Annotated in this window: 18 protein-coding genes; 5 read left to right on the top strand and 13 right to left on the bottom strand. The window is 61.7% G+C overall.

The genetic code is table 11. The annotated features are described in order from the left end of the window. Positions 1-72: 72 nt before the first annotated feature. The 10 genes from MAMT_RS10530 to MAMT_RS10485 form a co-directional block, all read right to left on the bottom strand. The gene (locus tag MAMT_RS10530) at positions 73-3,213 is read right to left on the bottom strand and encodes a type I restriction endonuclease subunit R (protein WP_142660987.1); all 3,141 of its coding nucleotides are present in this window, start codon (positions 3,211-3,213) and stop codon (positions 73-75) included. After that, positions 3,210-5,492, bottom strand: coding sequence for an AAA family ATPase (locus MAMT_RS10525; RefSeq protein ID WP_142660986.1), 2,283 nt, complete (start codon positions 5,490-5,492; stop codon positions 3,210-3,212). The genes MAMT_RS10530 and MAMT_RS10525 overlap by 4 nt, the downstream gene beginning before the upstream one ends. After that, a complete protein-coding gene (locus MAMT_RS10520; protein ID WP_142660985.1) occupies positions 5,489-6,742 on the bottom strand; it encodes a restriction endonuclease subunit S in 1,254 nt (417 codons plus the stop codon). The genes MAMT_RS10525 and MAMT_RS10520 overlap by 4 nt, the downstream gene beginning before the upstream one ends. Further along, positions 6,732-8,315 carry a class I SAM-dependent DNA methyltransferase gene (locus tag MAMT_RS10515; protein WP_142660984.1) on the bottom strand — a complete coding sequence of 528 codons (1,584 nt, stop codon included), beginning with the start codon at positions 8,313-8,315 and terminating at the stop codon, positions 6,732-6,734. Before MAMT_RS10515 ends, MAMT_RS10520 begins: the two co-directional genes overlap by 11 nt. Positions 8,316-8,477: 162 nt before the next feature. Next, entirely contained in the window at positions 8,478-8,852 is a 375-nt protein-coding gene (locus tag MAMT_RS11855) for a hypothetical protein (RefSeq protein ID WP_342799836.1), read from the bottom strand. Between the two features lie 463 nt (positions 8,853-9,315). Continuing rightward, on the bottom strand, positions 9,316-9,483 hold the full coding sequence (locus MAMT_RS11740; protein WP_246186655.1) for a hypothetical protein: 168 nt from the start codon (positions 9,481-9,483) through the stop codon (positions 9,316-9,318). A 129-nt stretch (positions 9,484-9,612) separates the two neighbouring features. Beyond that, entirely contained in the window at positions 9,613-9,990 is a 378-nt protein-coding gene (locus MAMT_RS10500) for a DUF5615 family PIN-like protein (RefSeq protein ID WP_142660983.1), read from the bottom strand. Continuing rightward, on the bottom strand, positions 9,987-10,448 hold the full coding sequence (locus MAMT_RS10495) for a DUF433 domain-containing protein (RefSeq protein WP_142660982.1): 462 nt from the start codon (positions 10,446-10,448) through the stop codon (positions 9,987-9,989). The genes MAMT_RS10500 and MAMT_RS10495 overlap by 4 nt, the downstream gene beginning before the upstream one ends. A gap of 666 nt (positions 10,449-11,114) precedes the next feature. Next, the gene (locus MAMT_RS10490; RefSeq protein ID WP_142660981.1) at positions 11,115-11,828 is read right to left on the bottom strand and encodes a class I SAM-dependent methyltransferase; all 714 of its coding nucleotides are present in this window, start codon (positions 11,826-11,828) and stop codon (positions 11,115-11,117) included. Between the two features lie 360 nt (positions 11,829-12,188). Beyond that, a complete protein-coding gene (locus MAMT_RS10485) occupies positions 12,189-12,404 on the bottom strand; it encodes a hypothetical protein (protein WP_142660980.1) in 216 nt (71 codons plus the stop codon). A 325-nt stretch (positions 12,405-12,729) separates the two neighbouring features. Here MAMT_RS10485 and MAMT_RS10480 point away from each other — a divergent pair, with 325 nt between their 5' ends. Next, positions 12,730-12,978 carry a hypothetical protein gene (locus MAMT_RS10480; RefSeq protein ID WP_142660979.1) on the top strand — a complete coding sequence of 83 codons (249 nt, stop codon included), beginning with the start codon at positions 12,730-12,732 and terminating at the stop codon, positions 12,976-12,978. Positions 12,979-13,082: 104 nt separating this feature from the next. On the opposite strand, the gene MAMT_RS10475 is transcribed toward MAMT_RS10480, so the two are convergent. Then, positions 13,083-14,051: a tetratricopeptide repeat protein gene (locus MAMT_RS10475; RefSeq protein ID WP_178087082.1), complete on the bottom strand. Its 969-nt coding sequence runs from the start codon at positions 14,049-14,051 to the stop codon at positions 13,083-13,085. Positions 14,052-14,315: 264 nt separating this feature from the next. Between MAMT_RS10475 and MAMT_RS10470 the strand changes: the two genes are divergently transcribed. Then, positions 14,316-14,765, top strand: a complete 450-nt coding sequence (locus MAMT_RS10470) for a DUF5069 domain-containing protein (RefSeq protein ID WP_142660977.1) — start codon at positions 14,316-14,318, stop codon at positions 14,763-14,765. A gap of 21 nt (positions 14,766-14,786) precedes the next feature. Here MAMT_RS10470 and MAMT_RS10465 read toward each other — a convergent pair whose 3' ends face one another. Both MAMT_RS10465 and dtd read right to left on the bottom strand, forming a co-directional pair. Beyond that, positions 14,787-15,776 carry an NUDIX domain-containing protein gene (locus MAMT_RS10465; RefSeq protein WP_142660976.1) on the bottom strand — a complete coding sequence of 330 codons (990 nt, stop codon included), beginning with the start codon at positions 15,774-15,776 and terminating at the stop codon, positions 14,787-14,789. Positions 15,777-15,824: 48 nt separating this feature from the next. Next, positions 15,825-16,307 (bottom strand): D-aminoacyl-tRNA deacylase, encoded by a 483-nt coding sequence (gene dtd / locus MAMT_RS10460; RefSeq protein WP_142660975.1) that lies wholly within the window; start codon positions 16,305-16,307, stop codon positions 15,825-15,827. Between the two features lie 161 nt (positions 16,308-16,468). Between dtd and MAMT_RS10455 the strand changes: the two genes are divergently transcribed. The 3 genes from MAMT_RS10455 (at position 16,469) to MAMT_RS10445 (ending at position 18,555) form a co-directional block, all read left to right on the top strand. Then, a complete protein-coding gene (locus tag MAMT_RS10455; protein ID WP_142660974.1) occupies positions 16,469-16,690 on the top strand; it encodes a hypothetical protein in 222 nt (73 codons plus the stop codon). Positions 16,691-16,790: 100 nt separating this feature from the next. Next, entirely contained in the window at positions 16,791-17,639 is an 849-nt protein-coding gene (bufB, locus tag MAMT_RS10450; protein ID WP_142660973.1) for an MNIO family bufferin maturase, read from the top strand. Next, positions 17,584-18,555 (top strand): HvfC/BufC family peptide modification chaperone, encoded by a 972-nt coding sequence (locus MAMT_RS10445; protein WP_178087081.1) that lies wholly within the window; start codon positions 17,584-17,586, stop codon positions 18,553-18,555. The genes bufB and MAMT_RS10445 overlap by 56 nt, the downstream gene beginning before the upstream one ends. Positions 18,556-18,616 lie beyond the last annotated feature (61 nt).

Below are 18,616 nucleotides of genomic sequence, written 5' to 3'. Positions count from 1 at the left end.
CCAGCACCTACCGCCTATCCTGTCTTCCAAGCCTCGCGCCAGTCGCAGCCGAGGCCGCAGCAGGTGCCCACTTCACGCCATCGCCCATTCTGCTGAGAGCTGCGCAGCCTGCTCTAGAACCGTCTGCGTGGCCTTTTCCTGCTTGTCGGGCGGGTAGCCGTGCTTGCGGAGGATGCGCTTGACCAGCACGCGCAGTTGGGCACGGACGTTCTCGCGCAGGGTCCAGTCGATCGTCACGTTGTTGCGTACCGTCTCGACGAGTTCGCGGGCAATCGTTCGCAACGTCTCGTCCCCAAGCACCTTGACGGCGCTGTCGTTGGTCTCAAGCGCGTCGTAGAAAGCCAGCTCGTCTTCGGACAGGCCCAGCTCCTCGCCTCGGGCGTTCGCTTGCCGCATCTCCTTCGCGAGCTCGATCAGCTCCTCGATCACCTGCGCCGCCTCGATCGCACGGTTCTGATACCGGCGGATGGTCTGCTCCAGCATCTCGGCGAAGGATCGGGCCTGGACGACGTTCTTGCCGCGGCGGATGCTGATCTCCCCCTTGAGCAGTTTTTGCAGCAGGTCGATTGCGAGGTTGCGCTGCGGCATGCCGCGCACCTCGTCGAGGAACTTATCGGAGAGGATCGACATGTCCGGTTTCTGAAGCCCCGCCGCGGCAAAGATGTCCAGCATACCCTCCGGCGCAACGGCACGGGAGATGATCTGGCGAACCGCGTGGTCGAGTTCCTCCTCGGTCCGGGCCTCGCCGGGCACTCCCTTCGCGAGGCCGGCCTGGACGGCCTGGAAGAACGAGACGTCGTCACGAATGCGGAGAGTCTCCTCGTGCGGGACAGCGAGTGCGAAGGCTTGCGACAACTCGCGCGCCGCACGAATGAAACGATCCTTACCGTTTTGCTGGGCGAGCACGTGCTCCTGCGCCCACGGCAGCAGCGCCAGCCTCTCCTGCGCCGTGCCGGTTTTCCACTTGGACCAATCAAAACCGTGAAAGAGGTTGCAGCAGACCTCGTACTTCTCCCGCATGACCACGACCGCCTCGTCCTGGCTGAGCACCGCGCGGCCCGTCCCTCCGCTCTCCGTGTAGGTCGCGAGCGCAGCCTTCAACTCGTGAGCAAGCCCTAAGTAATCCACGACTAATCCTCCGCGCTTGTCGCGAAAGACCCGGTTGACGCGCGCAATCGCCTGCATCAGGCCGTGGCCGCGCATCGGCTTGTCCAGATAGATCGTTTGCAGGCTCGGCGCGTCGAAGCCGGTCAGCCACATGTCGCGCACGATCACGATGCGAAACGGGTCGTTAGGGTCTCGGAAGCGATTCGCGAGAGCCTCGCGCCGCGGCTTGTTGCGAATGTGGGGCTGCCAGTCCAGAGGGTCCGACGCCGAGCCCGTCATCACCACTTTGATCGCGCCACGGGCATCATCCTCGTCGTGCCATGCGGGCCGAAGCTTCACCAGCTGGCGGTACAGTTCCACGCAGATGCGCCGGCTCATGCCAACGATCATCGCCTTCCCGTCCAGCGCTTCGAGACGTTCCTCGAAGTGTCTGACGATGTCCTGCGCAATGAGTCCAAGGCGCTTCTCGGTCCCGACGATGGCCTCGAGCTGTGCCCACTTGGTCTTGAGCTTCTCCTTGCGCTCCACCTCCTCTCCCTCGGTGGCCTCCTCAAAGTTCGGGTCGATCTTCGGCCGCTCGGTTTCGTCCAGCGCGAGCTTCGCCAGGCGGCTTTCGTAGTAGATGGGAACCGTGGCGCCGTCCTCGACCGCGCGCTGGATGTCGTAGACGCTGATGTAATCGCCGAACACCGCGCGCGTGTTCGCGTCGGCCCGCTCGATCGGCGTGCCGGTGAAACCGATGAACGAGGCATGCGGCAGCGCGTCCCGCATGTGACGCGCGAACCCGTCGATGAAGTCGTACTGGCTGCGGTGCGCCTCGTCGGCGATCACGACGATGTTACGGCGCTCCGAGAGCGTCGGGTGTCGGCCGCCCTTCTCCTCGGGAAAAAACTTGTGGATGGTAGTGAACACCACGCCGCCCGCGTGCACCGAGAGCAGTTGTCGCAAGTGCGCGCCGCTCTCCGCCTGCACCGGGGCCTGACGCAAAAGGTCCTGGCAGCGCGAGAAGGTGCCGAAGAGCTGGTCGTCGAGGTCGTTGCGGTCGGTGAGCACGACGATCGTCGGATTCTCCATGGTCGGCTCGCGGATGATGCGCCCGGCGTAGAATGCCATTGTTAGGCTCTTGCCCGAGCCCTGGGTGTGCCACACGACACCAATACGCCGGTCGCCCGGCTGGCCGCCGGACTTGCGGCCGGCCTCGTAGCCTGCGCCCGGCTCGGCGACGCGATCCGCGCGCGCCAGCGCGGCCGCGCGCCGCGTCTCGGCCACTGCGACGCGCACGGCGTGGAACTGATGATAGCCCGCCATCTTCTTGACGAGCCGCCCGCCGCCGTCCTCTTCGAAGACGATGAAATCGCATACCAGATCAAGGAAGCGACGCTTGTCGAATAGGCCCTCGATCACGACCTGCAACTGCGGCGTGTGCGAGTCGGCGAGCTGCTCACCCGAGATCGTCCGCCAGGGCTTGAACCACTCGTAGCCGGCACTCAGCGTGCCGACACGCGCCTCGACGCCGTCGGAGACCACCAGCACTGCGTTCGTCGCGAAGAGCGAGGAGATCTCGGCCTGGTAGGTCTGGAGCTGCTGGAAGCCGGTCCGGATGGTCGCGTCCTCGTCCGCCGCGTTCTTGAGCTCCAGCACCGCGAGTGGTAGCCCGTTGACGAATAGCACGACGTCCGGACGTCTCTCGTGCCTGTTCTCCACCACGGTGAACTGGTTTATGGCAAGCCAGTCATTGTTGGTGGGGTCGTCGAAGTCGATCACTCGCGCCTGCGCCCCGCGGATTGCAGCTTCGCTGGTGCGGTATTCGACCGTCACGCCATCCACCAGTAGGCGGTGCAGCGCACGGTTGCGCTGGACCAGCTCCACGCCCTCCGGCCGCGTGAGCTTGCGGAAGGCGTCCTCCAGCGCCTCGGCGGGAAGGTCCGGGTTGAGGTGCGCGAGCGCATCGCGCAGACGCTGCGCCAGCATCACCTCGCCGTAGTTACGCCGCTCGGCTGCCGACGTGTCGGGCGCGATTTCGGGACCATGAGCGATGCGCCAGCCGATGGCTTTCAGCCACGCGAGGGAGGCTTCTTCGACGGTGGATTCGGTGAAGGCAGTCACTCGGAATCCGTCTCCGCTGGGGAGCTACTGACGAGACCCACCATTGCAGTGAAATGCTGAGCATCCTCCGACTTGATCAGCTCCAAGAGATCACCCAAGACTGCACGCGCTTCGCCGAGCAACGACGGGTCATGCCCGGGTTCTCCGACCGTGTCGCCGTGGGAATGGGTCTGGACGAAGCGGTAGATGCGGACCCTCCTTACCTCGTCGAAGCTCACGTCTGTGAGCTTCTCCCAAAGCCCTCCGGCGATCTGAGGGCGCCGGAACGCCAGAAACATTTCGAGCAGCCGCCGAGCAACGTTCGGTAGACCGTAGTTCCGCTCAAGCTCGGTTTCGCCCGGTGCATTGGCGGCGCGATGCACACAAGCGAACAAGTAGTGATATTCGGACTCGTACCGCACGAGCAGTGGATCCAGCGTTTGGAGCCTCGTGCACCTTGGGTTGGACCCATACACTCGATCGAGCATATAGAACTGAGCCGGGCGCTGGCGAAGATCTGCCCTTTTCCGGCGCTTGTTGAGATAATCGAACCAATTCCGCACCTGCCGAAAAAAGGCGAAGTTGTGCGTGAGGATGAATAGCTGCCCCACAGCCCGGGTGCGCTCCCGGATGAAACCGAACGCCAGATAGAGAGCGTTTGCGTCCAGGCTCGACACGGGATCGTCAAGGACTGCAACGCCGTTGTCTTTGTCAAAGCCTCGGTCCTCCAGCGATTTGAGGAAGTAAAGCAGCGCGATGGCTGTCATCTCCCCTTCACTCAGCATGTAGGCCGGCACGCCGTTCCTCGTGACGGCGTAGCCGGTCTCCTTGATGCTCAGCTGCAGTTCGCCGTGACCGAGATACTTTTTCAAATCCTCATTGAGTTCCTCTGCTGGTCGTTGGTGTTTACTGATATCATGTTCGAGCTGTGCGATCTGTTGATCTAGTCGCGCGATTTCATTCTCGATTGGCGGTATAGCGGCCGTGGCTGTGTTAACTTCATTCCGGATCTGAACAAATTCGTCCAGGCCCTCAGCGACCATGTCCCAAGCCAAGCGATCACGCGACGCTCTCACTTCACTGTCGAAATTGGCGCACAACTGGTTGTGCTTGCGGATCACCTCATTCAGACGATGGACGACGGCAGCACCGACGGCCGGCACTGGTGCGCTAAACACTGAGGCTTGGAAAGGTTGAACTTGCTTAGCTTTCAATGCGTCGATAAGTTGCCCCAGGAACTTTCGTACGGTGTCAAGCACCTGCCGAAACTCCTGTTCCGCATTATCGAATTCAGCTCTCAAACCATCGTACAGCTCGGCCCGATCGGGCAATTTCACGTCTGCCGCCTGGCTCACAACCGATTCCAACGCCAGAATGTGCTCCTCGATGGTTTTCAGAAACCGCCCATACTCGGCGTTGAAATGCGCCTCCAGTTCGGCAAGACGGTCTTTCGGAAGCGACTGCTCACAAAAGAGGCACTTGTCCGACTTGCGCTCCTTGTGGAGCCCCAGCCCTTGTCGGGTCCACTCCGCGAGGTTGGGATCATCCTTCAATGGCTGGATGGCAGCCGACGCGACCGTGGTTCCTAGGAGTGTGCCAACTTTCTCGGTCAAGTCTTGGAGGTGTGGAGGTTGGTAATCAACCTCTAACACTGTCGACTTCTGAGTCGCACGGTGCTGCGCCAAATGCTTGTTGCGGTCTGAGTCGCTTAGTCGGTACATAGCGGCGTCCTTGTCGGCCGCCATCTGCTCTGCCCTCTCCTTATAGTCCCGTTTATCATAGTCGTTGTACGCGCCCCCAGCGATTCGCAGCGTGTCCTTGATGACCCTGGCCTGGCCAATGCAATACCTGTCAAAGGCCCTCTCTGCCTCCTGCTTTTTCTCGCGCGCTTTGCTGAGTTCCTCCTCATTCGTCTCGCGTGCTCTCTTGCGCTGAACTACTTCTTTCTGTTTCTCGACGCTCTCCTTGCCGACCACAAAGATTGGTAGAAGATCTCCTCCGTCTGCACGAAATACGCTCTCGTCGATGAAGTCTCGGTTGAAGACCCGGATATCAAGTGTCGACTGCGGGAGGTCTCCGATTCGGACATCGCCGCCGTCCATCCGGAGTACGGCCTCTCCCATGGCCCACGGTTGGCGAAGTTCGAGGGCGCGGAACACGCGGCTGAGCGTGGTCTTTCCGGTTCCATTCCATCCATAGATGAGGTTGTACCGTCCGAATTCCGCCAAGGTGTCCGGCCATTCAAAATCCCGAAAAACCCCAGCGCCGCGCAGTCGGGATATGCGGGTGATGCGCGTCATGTCACCCCCGCGATAAACTTCTCCGCATCCTTCACCCGCAGCTCGCCGGAGATGAGCTTGGGCAGCAACGTGTCACGCAAGGCAGCGAGGGCGCGGGATTGGCGCTGATGCTCGACGACCCTGCGAAACATCGCTTGTGACAGCCGATCGAACGTTTCCATGACCAGCCTGTTTGGAGCCACGATCCGGATCGGCCGGAAATTGGCTTTGCTGATTTCCAGGAATGTCGAGCCGTTGGCGTGGCTGACGATCTCGTCGTGCGCCACACTAGCCCAACGCAGTAAGAACTGGTTCGACATACCGTCGCGTGGCTTCATCGCGATGAAACCCTGGTTGATTGATACGGGCACTTCGGCGATAGCGAGATAGCCTATAGGCGCACGCGACGAAAGAAGAACCGTGCCCTTCGGCAGTAGACCGGAGCTGATCTGGGTGAGACCGGCGTCCGTTATCTTTCGTTCCGTATCTAGTAGCACTGGCACCGAAAGCGCAGACAGGTCCTTCGGCGTGACCCAGCGGTGCGTGCCGCCCTCCCAATACTCGCGGCGCTCGGTCTTTGGGGTGCTCCCCCCAACGACATCCGCCAGCTCGCCGATAGGCCTCACCTCCCACCCCTCCGGAATCTCCCCGACCTCTGAATCCACTAGCCGGTCGGGGAAGAGGTCGTAGAGGTGGTCGGGGAAGCCGGGCAGAGACTCGCCGCGGCGCCATCGGCCCTCCATCTTGACGCGGACGGGTTCGAAGTCGACGAACCACGACTTGAAGAGCGCCCGCGCCATCGCCTCCAGCGTCTCGCTCATCCGCCGGTTCATCTCCATCTTGTCGTCGAGGGTGCCGAGGATATGGGCGATGGCGCGTTGTTCCAGAGGCTTGGGAACGGCTGCGGGAATATGGCTGAGGATGTCTTGGTTCAACAACGGCTGGCCAGAGCCGGCACGCCAGTTGTTTAGGTTGAGTGTGCCGAGCAAGTAGAAAAGGAACCTCGGATCGTTGTCGTCGAGCGCGACCGCGCGAATCGCATTGTCAGTGACCCAGCAGCGCTGCTTGCTTAGATACAGCGAACCGCAATAGCTGCCAACTCGACCTATGACGATCGAGCCCGCATGAGCGTTCACCTCGCTAGCGTAGCCGATAACGCCATTCGATCCGTAAACGGGGTGCGGAAGCCCCTCGGCGAGAGCAGGACTGGAGCGGCCGTTTGCGAAGGACAGCAATCGTCCAAGACTCGTTTCAATCCACTCACTCGCCATACCCCAGTTCCTCCAGGTTCTTGGCAATGGCTGCATCCAATCTTGCGGCCTCGGCCTGCTGCTGGCGTAGTTGCGCCACGAGCCGATTCATCTTCTCCTCGAACGGCTCGCCGTCGTTCTCCTGCGCCTCGGCGCCGACGTAGCGGCCGGGAGTGATCACGTGTCCGTGCTTGCGCACTTCATCGAGCGCGGCGCTCTTGCAGAAGCCGGGCACGTCGGCGTACTCGCCCGCATCGTTCTCGCCTCTCCAGGCGTGGTAGGTGTTCGCGATACGGGCGATGTCTTCGCCAGTCAGTTCACGGTGGGTGCGGTCCACCATGCGGCCGAGCTTGCGCGCGTCGATGAAGAGCACGTGGCCCCGGCGATCGCGGAATTTGCCATTCTTCCGGTCGCGCGCCAGGAACCAGAGGCAGGCCGGGATCGGCGTCGAGTAGAAGAGCTGGCTCGGCAGCGCGACCATGCAGTCCACCAAGCCCTCCTCGACCAGTGCCTTCCTGATCTCGCCCTCGCCCGACTGGTTGGACGACATCGATCCGTTGGACAGCACAAATCCGGCGATACCTGCGGGTGCCAAATGGTGCACGATGTGCTGTACCCAGGCGAAGTTGGCGTTGCCGGAAGGCGGCACGCCGTACTTCCAGCGCTTGTCGTCGCGCAGGAGCTCACCTCCCCAGTCGGAGACATTGAACGGCGGATTGGCGAGGATGAAGTCGGCCTTGAGGTCCGGGAAGCGGTCGTTGTGGAAGGAGTCGCCGTGCGCGATCTGGCCCTCGATGCCGCGGATCGCAAGGTTCATCTTGGCGAGCCGCCAGGTGGTATAGTTACTCTCCTGTCCGTAGATCGAGATGTTTGCTTTTGCCTTACCACCGTTGCCATTGCCGCTCGCGTGCGCGCGGATGAAGTCCACCGACTGCACGAACATGCCCGAGGAGCCGCAGCAGGGATCGTAGACGCGGCCGCGGTAGGGCTCGAGCATCTCGACCAGCAGCTTGACCACGCAACGCGGCGTGTAGAACTCGCCGCCCTTCTTGCCTTCGGCGCTGGCGAACTGCGAGAGGAAGTACTCGTAGACGCGACCGAGCACGTCCTTAGCACGGCTCGCCTCGTCGCCGACCTTGATGTTGCTGATCATGTCGATGAGCTGGCCGAGCCGCGTCTTGTCGAGCGCGGGGCGGGCGTAGTTCATGAGCAGCACGCCCTTGAGCGCCGAATTGTCACGCTCGATGCCGGACATCGCGTCGTCCACGAGCTGGCCAATAGTGGATTGCCTGGCCTGAGCCTTGAGGTGCGCCCAGCGCGCCTCCGGCGGCACCCAGAAGATGTTCTCGGCGCGGTACTCGTCGGGATCCTCGGGATCGGCGCCGTGCGTGCGCTCGACCTCGAGCTTGCGGTGCTGCTCCTCGAATGCATCGGAGATGTACTTGAGGAAGATGAGGCCCAGGACGACGTGCTTGTACTCTGCGGCATCCATGCTGCCACGCAGGGCATCGGCCATCTGCCAGAGTTGGGCTTCGTAGCCGACGGTGGCGGAGGTCGCCTCCGAATTGCCTGTGTTGTTCTTGCGTCTGGCCAAGGTTCTACCTCCGATGGTTCACGGCAGCGTTGGAAGAACAGCGGGCCGGAATGCGCCCGATGCGTCCTGCCTGCCATGCTGTTCTCTTCACCTTGGTGATCGCTCGCATCACGCGCGGCGCAGCGGCTTTCTTTCTGCTTACGGTTTTCTTCCGCGACTCGATCACGGCTTCGTTCCCCGATTGGTCGCAGGCGCTGCCGACGGCGGCTGACGATCCTCGTTGAAGAGCGCGTCTTGCTCGGGGATCGCGATGCCGTTGCGGTCCCACCAGTCCCAGGTCAGCACTTCCACCATATTGACTATGGAGCGGTGCTCGCCGGCGGCTGCCGCGCTCAGGGCCTCCTTCAAGGCCGGCGCGATGCAGACCGTCAACGTGCTGGATTTCCTCCTGGACATGGAACCCGTCTCCCTGCGGCGGATGTAGTGCGCATATACTGTAATGAACAGTAAAAGTAAACCGATCTTCCGCGTAACCGAACTACCGCCAGGTAGAATCGTAAGTGCTTTCATCAGAAAGACGAATTCCTTTCGTTTCACCTACATGGTTCATTTGGGCGGGCGAGCGAAGAGCGGGAAGAGGCCCGAACTTTGGAGCAATACGTTGAATCAAGCGGATCGCCTTGATGCCACCAGAGCGCCTTGGCCTCCCATTCAGCGCCGAGGCGTGCAGTGACCCCGAAAGCCGGGAAGAAACCTCGGTCAGAATTACGGCTACGCCTCCGATTCGTGAGCCCGCACGTCTTGTTCTAAGCCTGAGTCACGATCGCCCGCGCGGGCGACCGATTGCAGATACTCGGCAGGAAACCGGCGATCCCTCCGGCCTGCTCGTACTGGTAGAGATGTCGGCACTCGTGCGACAAGAGCCTGTTGGCAAGCGGCCTTCACGAATCAGGATCAAATAGCCCAGGGGCAAGCCGGTCGTCTCGGGACCGAGCAGTCCTAATTGTCGAGCCGCTTGAGCAAGCTGAGGCTCCTCCGGGAATGGTAACTGATGGACCAGTCAGAGCCGGATCCGTTCCGGAAAGCGGACATCCACCCTACCCGCCACCGAACGCTCGGGATTCGAGAGGGCATGTCCCGTCGCCGCTGTGTCAGTGGCGACTGCCTCCGCCCAGGTTATTGCCTCGGGCATCCATGCTCCGAACTCGATGCTGTCTCGCTTGGTCACGGCCCCTGCCCTATGTCGTGCGCTGTCAAAAGCGTGCCAAAACGCTGAGAATCACCTTCGTCCTCTTGCGTTCGATTTCCATTGGCCCGAGCGCTCGGGGAACCAAGAGCCGCGGAGCGGAATCCGCCCTCACTTCGGCAACGGAATAAACGTCATGGTGCCCGACTTCTCGACCTCAAGGACGTGATTCACGATCGCCTCTTCCGGTTTCCCCTTGGCCTCGAGGAACTCTAAAGCGGATTCCAACAACCTCCACGTGCCTTCCCGATCGACCGAAGGCAGGATGATGAGTCCGGGATGAAGCTCGGCGTTACCGACCAGCCGGCGAAAATCCCGCGCGTTCTGCGTGACCAGGATACGGTCTTCGGCGATGCACTTTTCCAGAACCTTATGATCCGGCTGACCACGTCGCCCAATGTGAAGCGGATGGGCAGCGTCGTACCGGCCAATACGGTTGAGCCGGTTGGCCAGTTCCGGAGAGAGGGATTCCTCCAGAAACAGCTTCACGCTCTGCGGACCCAAGGACGTCCGCTTGGTCGTCCCCTCAGCGGATGCGCGCCGGCAAAGATCGCCGCTGCTTCCACGGCTTTCCGCGGCAGATCGGGATTGTCCTTCAGGATCTCCTCGATGGTCTCTCCGTGCTCGACCCGGCCGAGCAGCGAGTAGACCGTGATTCGAGTCCCCCGAATAACGGGAGTGCCCCCTAAGATGGATTCCTCTGCGGTGATCCAGTTGTTGCGAGAACGCAGATATCGTTCGGTCCGATCCATCACGTCCCCGACCAGGCGACCCACATCGACTTCCACGGCGGGAACCACCTCGAGGCACGCCTTGCTGATTTCTCCAGGATTCAGGGAGGCAAGCTTCTGGAACAACGCCTTCTTGTTGGCCTTCGACAACTCCAGCTTCAACACGCGCAGCTGGGTCATGAGCGCGGCGTATGGAACGGCTGCGGTGGGAAGCATTCGCCTACCCTGCCGGAGACTTCTTGACAGTCTTCGTCGCCGGGTGGCCCGATGCTTATCCTCGGCCTCCCCCCTCACGCGCCGAGCATGCCGGACAGCGCCTCGAGTCTCCGACCGGTATACCGGCAGCACGTCCTCTTCGATGGCTTTCTCGATCAGGCGCCTTTGCGCGCCGGAGAGTTCCTGGACCTCCCGTGGGGGACCAGCGTTCCGATCGCTCTCATAACTCTTCCCTCCTAAGGAATGAATTACGCTCCCTTGGCGCGAAGACAAGACTCCGGTTCCCTGTTCCCAGCGCACTTTTCAGCGGCGCGGAAGCCCGATCGTTCCCCGTTGCGAGGCCATTTTGGGAGCTCTGCCGCTTTTCATCGCGGCCAACCGTTTCGATCTAGGACGGCCGGTCGACGCCCCTTGCCATGCACGTTTTGACGATCGGATTTGCTGGGAGAGCGTCTCGGTCGACCGCGTGGCCGAAGGTTGCGATTAGCCTGCCTGTCTCACAAAGTTCGTCCCCGAGGTGCCGCGAATGGGCGTGGATACAAGGCGGGGTGCAGGTTTTCCTCCGGAGCTGTATGAGGGCAAGCTGCGAGGAGAGGAAAGCGAGTCCCAACGAAGCAGATTGCTCCGTGGCGCAAGCCGCAGGAGACCGCTTGGGAGATGGGCGGGTTAAGCCGCCGGGACGAACTCGAGAAAGTACTGGTAGGGCAGAAAGTCGTGCGCTTTGAGGAGACGGTAGCCGGCCTTCTGGAACTCCTCTTTGGCTTCCTCTTCCGAAAGCCGATGGGCTGGGGGTGGGCCGACGGGCGAATTGGGCTTGAAGTCGATCAGGGCGATCCTTCCGCCCGGCCGGAGGCACTCCGAGAGCTTCCGGAGATAGTCGATCCGATTGTCCACATGGTGGAGAACCGTGCAGATGAAGATCAGGTCGACGGACTGGGGGGCAAGATCCGGATTGCCGGGCTTGACCAGCTTGACCGTAACGTTCTTGAGGTCCTTCTCCTGGACTTCCTTTTTCAAGTAGTCGGCCATGGCCGGCTCGGCGTCGATCGCGTAGACTTTTCCTTCCGGGCCGACTGCTTGGGAAAACCTCCGACTGAAATAGCCGGTCCCGGCACCGAGATCGGCCACGGAGGAACCCGGCTTCAGGTCGAGCGCTTCCACGACCCGCTCCGGCTGCTGCCACTTGTCTCGCTCTTTCGACTCGAAGAGCTTCGCGTACTTTCCCACGTCATGAAAGCTGTGGTGATAGCCGTGCATCGCTCTCTGCTCGACCGCCGGCCCCTCCGGCTCCTGCCCGAGAAGTACCGGACTGCTCCCCACCAGGAGAAGGGTGGCAAATCCGCAGACCGGCTTGAACAGAGTTTTAGAGGAATGGGCCATAAGGGGGAATCCTAAGGAGGGTATTCAGAGGGGACAGGCTGGACATGAGCGTTCGCAAGCTGGGGCAAAGCAGCCTGCGCTGTAATAACAAGCCAATCCCCTCGCCTCTGTCGAGGAAATTTTCGCGTAGCCGAGAGCGAGCCAATGGGTCAAAGCGTGCCATTCCCGCTAGATCGACCACGGGAAAGGCAGCCGCGGCGTTTCCCGGAGCGCCCTCACCGACCGCCAGATCGCACTCGGCCGGCTACCGGTGCCGGAGCGGGAGGCATGCCACCTACGCGAGACCCGGATGGGCGCGGCACGGAGCAAACCCGTATCGGCCCATCCGGGAAGGGTTTTCAGAATCTTCGGAGCGCCTGCTCAGGGCTCCTTGTCGTGCACCGTCGCCTCTTCCTTCGCTGCCTCTTTGGCATGGACCTCGGCATGTTCGGCGTGCCCATGGGCGATATGCGCATGATGCCCTGACTCGACGTGCTCTCCTTTGCGATGGTGCTCCGCCGCCTTCTTATGATGGGTGGCAGCATGCTCATGGTGCATCGCGGCCTTCTCGTGATGTTCGGCAATCGTATCAGCCATAGATACCTCCTGTTCCTTGGTTTAGTTTTAGATACGGCCCAAAGAAGAACTCTTTGGCTAATAAAATCTTAGCCAACTCCTGACAGAGCTGTCAAGCCCAAGGAGCAACTCCTTGATGCCGATCGGCAAAGCTCGGGGCCTTGCCTGGATTCGTTTCCTCCCTCAAAGAAGCGGAGGAGAAGATCCGATTTCGATGCTGGATGGCATCGTCTGTTTTGAGCATCAAATTTGTTGTTGTATCGGAGAGAGGACGTGCATAATCGCCCAAATTGCGCCTAAACGGCGGGGAAAGGTATCCTCCTTTACCCATGGCGGAGCAAGACCGATGAGAGAAGTGCGCTTGGGGAAGGTTGGGCTACTTGCTCTCTCTCTTCTCTTGCCTCTCCCGTCCGTCCAAGCGAGGAGAACGACAACGTTGGAAAAGACGTCGAAAGGCTATCGGGTGACGATCCTGCCTGTGATGGGCGCGGAAGAAGTCGAGCGAACGCCGGAGGTTGCGAAAGGAAAGGTTCGCATCCAGAGCTTGAAGGAGCAGGTTTACGGAAGAGGGAAACCGTCCAAGCAGAAGCGTTAAGAAGTCGGCGGACCGTAAAGTCTTTTCTCCCCGCAGAGCCTGGAATCAGGTCGCATCGCCTTGTGGAGATTCTTCCTGTTGCCCGTTTCCGGCCAAAGAAGGAATCAAGGCGTCTGGAGCTTGCTAGAGAGTTCCTTCTCTAGCTTTGGATCGATCGCTCGAACCTTTTCGCACGCTTTGGCCATCTCGTCCTTGCGGCCTGTAGCCTTGTACAAGGTGGCCAGATTGCACCAAGCCTCTCCATAATCCGGCTTGAGGCGCAGCGCCTTCTTGGTCGCCGAGATTGCCTTGTCGTAATGCTTCAATTCCGCATAGGCGGTACCGAGGTTGCACCACGCTTCCGGAAAGTCGGGGCGAAGCCGGGTGGCCTTTTCTAGCGCAGTGACCGCATCAGAATAGCGTCCGAGTTCCACATATGTCCCGCCCAGGTCCGACCAGGCGCGGCCAAAGTCATCCTTTTGCTGCACCGCCGTCTGGAAGGGAGTGACCGCATCCGAGTAGCGTCCAAGAAACGCATAGCAGGTTCCGAGATTGCACCATGCCTTGGGAAAGTCGTGCCTTCTCTGGATGGCTGCCCGATAGGCGGGAATGGCCTTGTCGTACTCGGTAAGATTCTCGTAGGCAAGCCCGAGGAAGAACCACGCCGCACCCTCATCCGGATAGACTCCGGTCCATTTTACGGACAGATCGTGCAGCCTTTTCCACTCCTTGGCGTTTTCCAGGGAAATCGCCTGCTCGAAGTAGGGGAGTTCGCGTTGGTCGGCGGCCGGTGTGCCGCCCCGTTCGACATCCGATTTCCGAAATGGACTCTCCGAGTACTCCGCCAGTTGGATGGCAGCGTCAGGAACTCCGGACCCCTCCGCTACGGCTCCGCCCTCCCCGATCGGCGGACGAAGGAAAGCCACGGTCCCCTCGTCCGGCATCCCTGCACGGGTGGAAGGAAGCAGCAGCCAGAGCCCTGCCCCAAGAACCGTCAGCATCGAAACAGCGACTGCCCCTTCCCGCCGACCCGGTCTTCGGCCCATGGGCCAAGATACGGGAATGCGCGGGAAATCCTGGCACGAAGCGTTCATCGGAATACCTGGTAGAAGTTCTCCTTTGTAAAGTAGATCACAGGATTGCAAGGCTCGTCGAATCGAAATATCGCCGGAAGCAAGACTTTTGCCAAAGGCATCAGGACGACTTTCGGGGGGGAGGAACCGATCTTCCGGGATCGAGCCCGGGCGAGCCGGGAATCGAAATCGCGGGATCGCCCTTCTCCTTCGAACCGCTAAAAAGGTTGTTGCGATTGGGCACGCTCCGGCATAAGGAAAAGACTCCGATCTTCGCCGAAGCTCATGGCACTCTTTTCCTTCGACTTGACGCAACGGCCTCCGCGAAGCCCAAGGGTCCGTCTCGGAGGTTTCGTTTGCCTGCCGCGTCTGCTCGACAAAGGACGCGCTCATTTGGCCGGAAAGGCCGGGGAGTATCGGTACAACTGCCCGCTCGACCAGCGCTGGTTTTCCTTCACGGGCCTTTCCGCCGACGCCCTCCTCGGTGAGCTGGCCAAGGGGAAGAGCGACAGCGAAATGCTGGCGTGGATCCTCGAAACCACCCCTCGGCGTCGAGAACCGTCGGAAATCCTCGGCTGGTCTGCCTATATGGAGACTCGCGCTCCCGGGGACGCCGAATCGCACCAGGTCTTTGCCGAAAGTCTCGCCAAGCTCGCCCCCGCCCGGGAAGACATCGCCAGCTGGTTCGACCTCCTCGATCTAGACGACCATGTCTCCTTCGGCGGAAGAGCTTGAGCGGTTCCAGCCTGCATCACACTAGCCGGCCAACCGAACGAGCAGCCGGCGCAGCAGATCCCGATCCGCGCCCGACACGACCCCGGATTGAGGGGAAGCCCACTTCTCTTCAAGGAACCGGCAGGCCGCCCGAATCATCTCGCGATGATCGAAGGCGAGCGCAGGAAGGTCGACCACCGGGAACCAGCGTACCGCCGCGGCATCGCTTCCGGCAGCGGCATCGACCAGAGCCGGGTCCACCCAGGCTACGTGGGCGACGCTGACGACGGGTCCGCGTGGATCGCGCCCGGGCTTCCCGAAGATTGCGACTTCCCAAAGAAGCAACCCCGCCACTCCCGTCTCCTCCGCGAGTTCCCGGGCCGCCGCGCTCAAAGGCTCCTCCCCCGCCTCGACGAAGCCTCCCGGAAGAGCCCAGGAGCCCGCGTAGGGAGGATTCCTCCGCTGGATCAGGAGCGCGGCGACCTCTCCTTCCCGGGCGCCGAGCAGGACCACGTCGGCGGTCAGGGCAAAGCGGGCGATCTCCGGCCGAAGCCCAGGCGGAGCCGTCGCAGAGGGGGAATCTTCCTCCGCATCCCGGCCCTGAGGTGCGACACGCTCCACCTCGCCTCGAAAGGTAATCCCGGCCTTCTGCACCTCCCGATAGGGTAAGAGCCAGACGAGCGACTCGTCATGGAGATCGACCACTTGGATCTGGTTCCCCCACGGATCCCGAAAATCGCAACGAAAGCCGGGAATGAGCGAGAGGCCATACTTCCGGGTGATCTTCTCCCGGATCTGCGCCAGCTGCTCTTCATCTCGGACCATGATGCCGAAGTGGCGTCGCTGGTCCGGCCGGATCTCCGGAACCACGAAGAGGGCGAGAAACTGGTGCTCGCCGAGCGCAAAGAAGGCGTCGCCTTCCCCTTGATCGAGCAGCCGAAGCCCGAAGACATCCTGATAGAACGCGATCGCCTCTTCCCGGTTGCTCACCTCGATCGCGACATGGTTGCACCCGTAGACCTGGACGCTCACAGCGCAATCTTCGGCAAGCCCGTCACGAAGAGCAACCCGATTCGTCGGTCAGCCGGGGTCGGCCGGGCGCCGCTCGGCAGCGGACGGTTCCGGGCCCGTGCGAAGCCAAAAGGTGACCGGGCCCGCGTTGACCAGGGCAACATCCATGTCGGCGCCGAAAACTCCGCTGGCAACCGTGTCGTGTCGTTCCCGAGCCGCTTGAACCAGGTAAAGGAAGAGCGCCTTCCCCACCTCCGGCGCGGCGGCCGGGGAAAAGCTCGGGCGACTTCCCGATCGCGTATCGGCCGCCAAGGTAAACTGGGGAACCAGGAGAAGTCCTCCGCCGATCTCGCGGAGCGAACGGCCCATCCGCCCGGCTTCGTCCGGGAAAATCCGGTAGCCGAGCATCCGTTCGAGGAGCTTTCCCGCCGTCGACTCTCGGTCTCCCCGCTCGACGGCGACAAGGCCCAGAAGCCCCATCCCGATCTCGGCGACAGGCTGCCCGCCGACCGAGACACGGGCCTCTCGCACTCGTTGAATCAACGCAATCATCTCCTCGCTCTCCCGCCGTCTTCCGCGGCAAGGATTGCCAGGAAATTAGCTTGCCAGCAATCCGCTTCGAACGTAAACGGGTGTAAAAGGTTCAATCGGCCACGGCCCAAGCGAGGGCCGAGAGCCGTTGTGCCGCCCACTCACCCAAGGAGGAAAACAAGATGAAGCATCGTAGCGTTGCTCTGCTGACGGCCGCCGCCTTTGCCGGCCTATTGACGGGATCGGCTCTTCGGGCCAGCGGAGCGGATCTCACCGCAGAATCGGGAAGCCCCCATGCCAAGATGACGTCCGAAAAGGGAAGCTGCAACCAGTGCAGCGGAAAGAAAGAGAAGAAAAAGAAGAAAAAGAAGAGCAAAGAGGGAGAGTCGGGCGAGCAGCAGTAAGGTCTCCTTTTGCCTGTTTCTCGCAATTCGTTTGCTCGAAGGCAGGCGGGGCAACTCGCCTGCCTTCCTTTTTCGCGGGGATCAGCCCGCCCTCGCACCTATGCCCCGCAACCGATTTAACGCGTTCTCCGAATACGGTATCGGCGTTGGGCTCCGTGTTCCCCACTACGACGAGATCCTGAGCAAGCAGCCGGTGGTCGACTGGTTCGAACTCCTGGCGGAAAACTTCCTCGCCGATGGCGGCAGGCAGCGGGAAGTTCTCGACCGAGTCCTCGAACAGTACCGGGTCGTCCTTCACGGTGTCGGCCTCTACTTCGGCTCCGCCGAGCCGCTCGACCGTGGCCACCTCCGGAAGCTCAAGGCGCTGGTTCGCCGCACGGGGTCGCCCTGGCTCTCCGACCACCTCTGCTGGGGGAGCGCCGACGGTCGGTTTAGCCACGACCTGCTTCCCATGCCCTTTACGATGGCCGCCGCCCGGCATACCGCCGCGAAGATCCGGCAGGCGGCGGATTTTCTCGAAGTCCCGATCTCCGTAGAAAACATCAGCAGCTACGCGGAGTGGACGGCCTCCACCATGACCGAATGGGAGTTCCTTTCGGAAGTCGCGGAACGGGCGGATTGCGGGATCTTGCTGGATGTCAACAACATCTACATTGTGAGCGAGAACCACGGCTTTGACCCCTTCACTTATCTCGACCAGATTCCGCACGATCGCGTCTCCCAGATCCACATCGGGGGCCACAGCCGGTTGGCCACCCACATCCTCGACACCCACGATCAACCGGTCGCCGGTCCTGTCTGGCGACTCTACGGCTACGCCGTCGGCAAGCTTGGGGCCACCCCCACCCTCCTTGAGTGGGATGACCAGGTTCCGCCTTTTGAAGAAGTCCATCGTGAAGCCCGAAAAGCGAATCGCTTCCTTGCCCAGATCGCTTCGACCCAGCCCTGAGGCAGGTTCGCCCAAGGCGGATAGCGTCGAAGGCCTGCGCGCGCTCCAGCGCCTTTTCTACTCCTGCATCACCCGGCCGCCGGGCCCGAAAGACGGGGGGAAGACCAAGGGCGATCCGGGAGAGGGGACGGCCGGCTTGGCGGCGGAGCTCATCCGGCCCTCCGCAACGCTGAACCCTTTCGATCGGCTCGAGATCTACCATCGCCAATACTGGCTCCGTCTCCGGGAGGCCCTTTCCGAAGACTTTCCGGGTCTCGAAACCCTCCTGGGGTCCGAGCGGTTTTTTGGGCTCCTCGAAGCCTATCTCCTTCGCTACCCGCCTACCTCGCCGATGCTTCGGGAGCTAGGCTCCCGGCTCCCCCGCTTCCTGCGGGAAGAACCCGATCGGGCGGCTCCCTACCCGCACCAGCTCCTCCTCGACCTCGCCCGGTTTGAATGGGCGAAGATCCTCTCTTTTTACGCTCCGGAACAGCCGCTCCCCCAAAAGGAGGAGAGGACGACTCCCCAGACCCGTCTTTTCCTCCAGCCTCACCTCGTTCTTCTCGACCTCCGCTATCCTGTCGATCGCTGGACGCCGGAGACCCGCTTGCCTTCGGCCCCGGCCGAGGGCGCATCGGCGGGGCGTCTCCGTCCTACACGAAGCGGAGAATCCGCGATCTCTCCCGAGCGACGCCGAATCGTCCTCCATCGACAGGGCCGAACCGTCTACCACAAGATCCTTCCGCGCGAGGCCTTCTTTCTCCTCCGTTCCTTTTCCAAGGGATCTTCCCTGCTCCAAGCCTGCAACCGGACGGCCGAGAAGTTCCCCGATCTGCCTCCAGGCCACTACGAAGAGTGGTTCCGCGAATGGGCCTCCCTCGGATGGTTGACGGTCCAGCCCCGTTCCCGCTCTCGATCGGCAGGCCGCAGTTCTTGACCTCCGGGCTCTCGTCTGCTTTGGTTTCTCGGAAGAGCCGTTCGGCCGCCGGTGCGGCGGC

Source organism: Methylacidimicrobium tartarophylax (assembly GCF_902143375.2).
GTDB classification, from domain to species: domain Bacteria; phylum Verrucomicrobiota; class Verrucomicrobiia; order Methylacidiphilales; family Methylacidiphilaceae; genus Methylacidimicrobium; species Methylacidimicrobium tartarophylax.
Note: the sequence above shows the minus strand (reverse complement) of the source record. Positions and strands in the feature narration are given on the sequence as shown.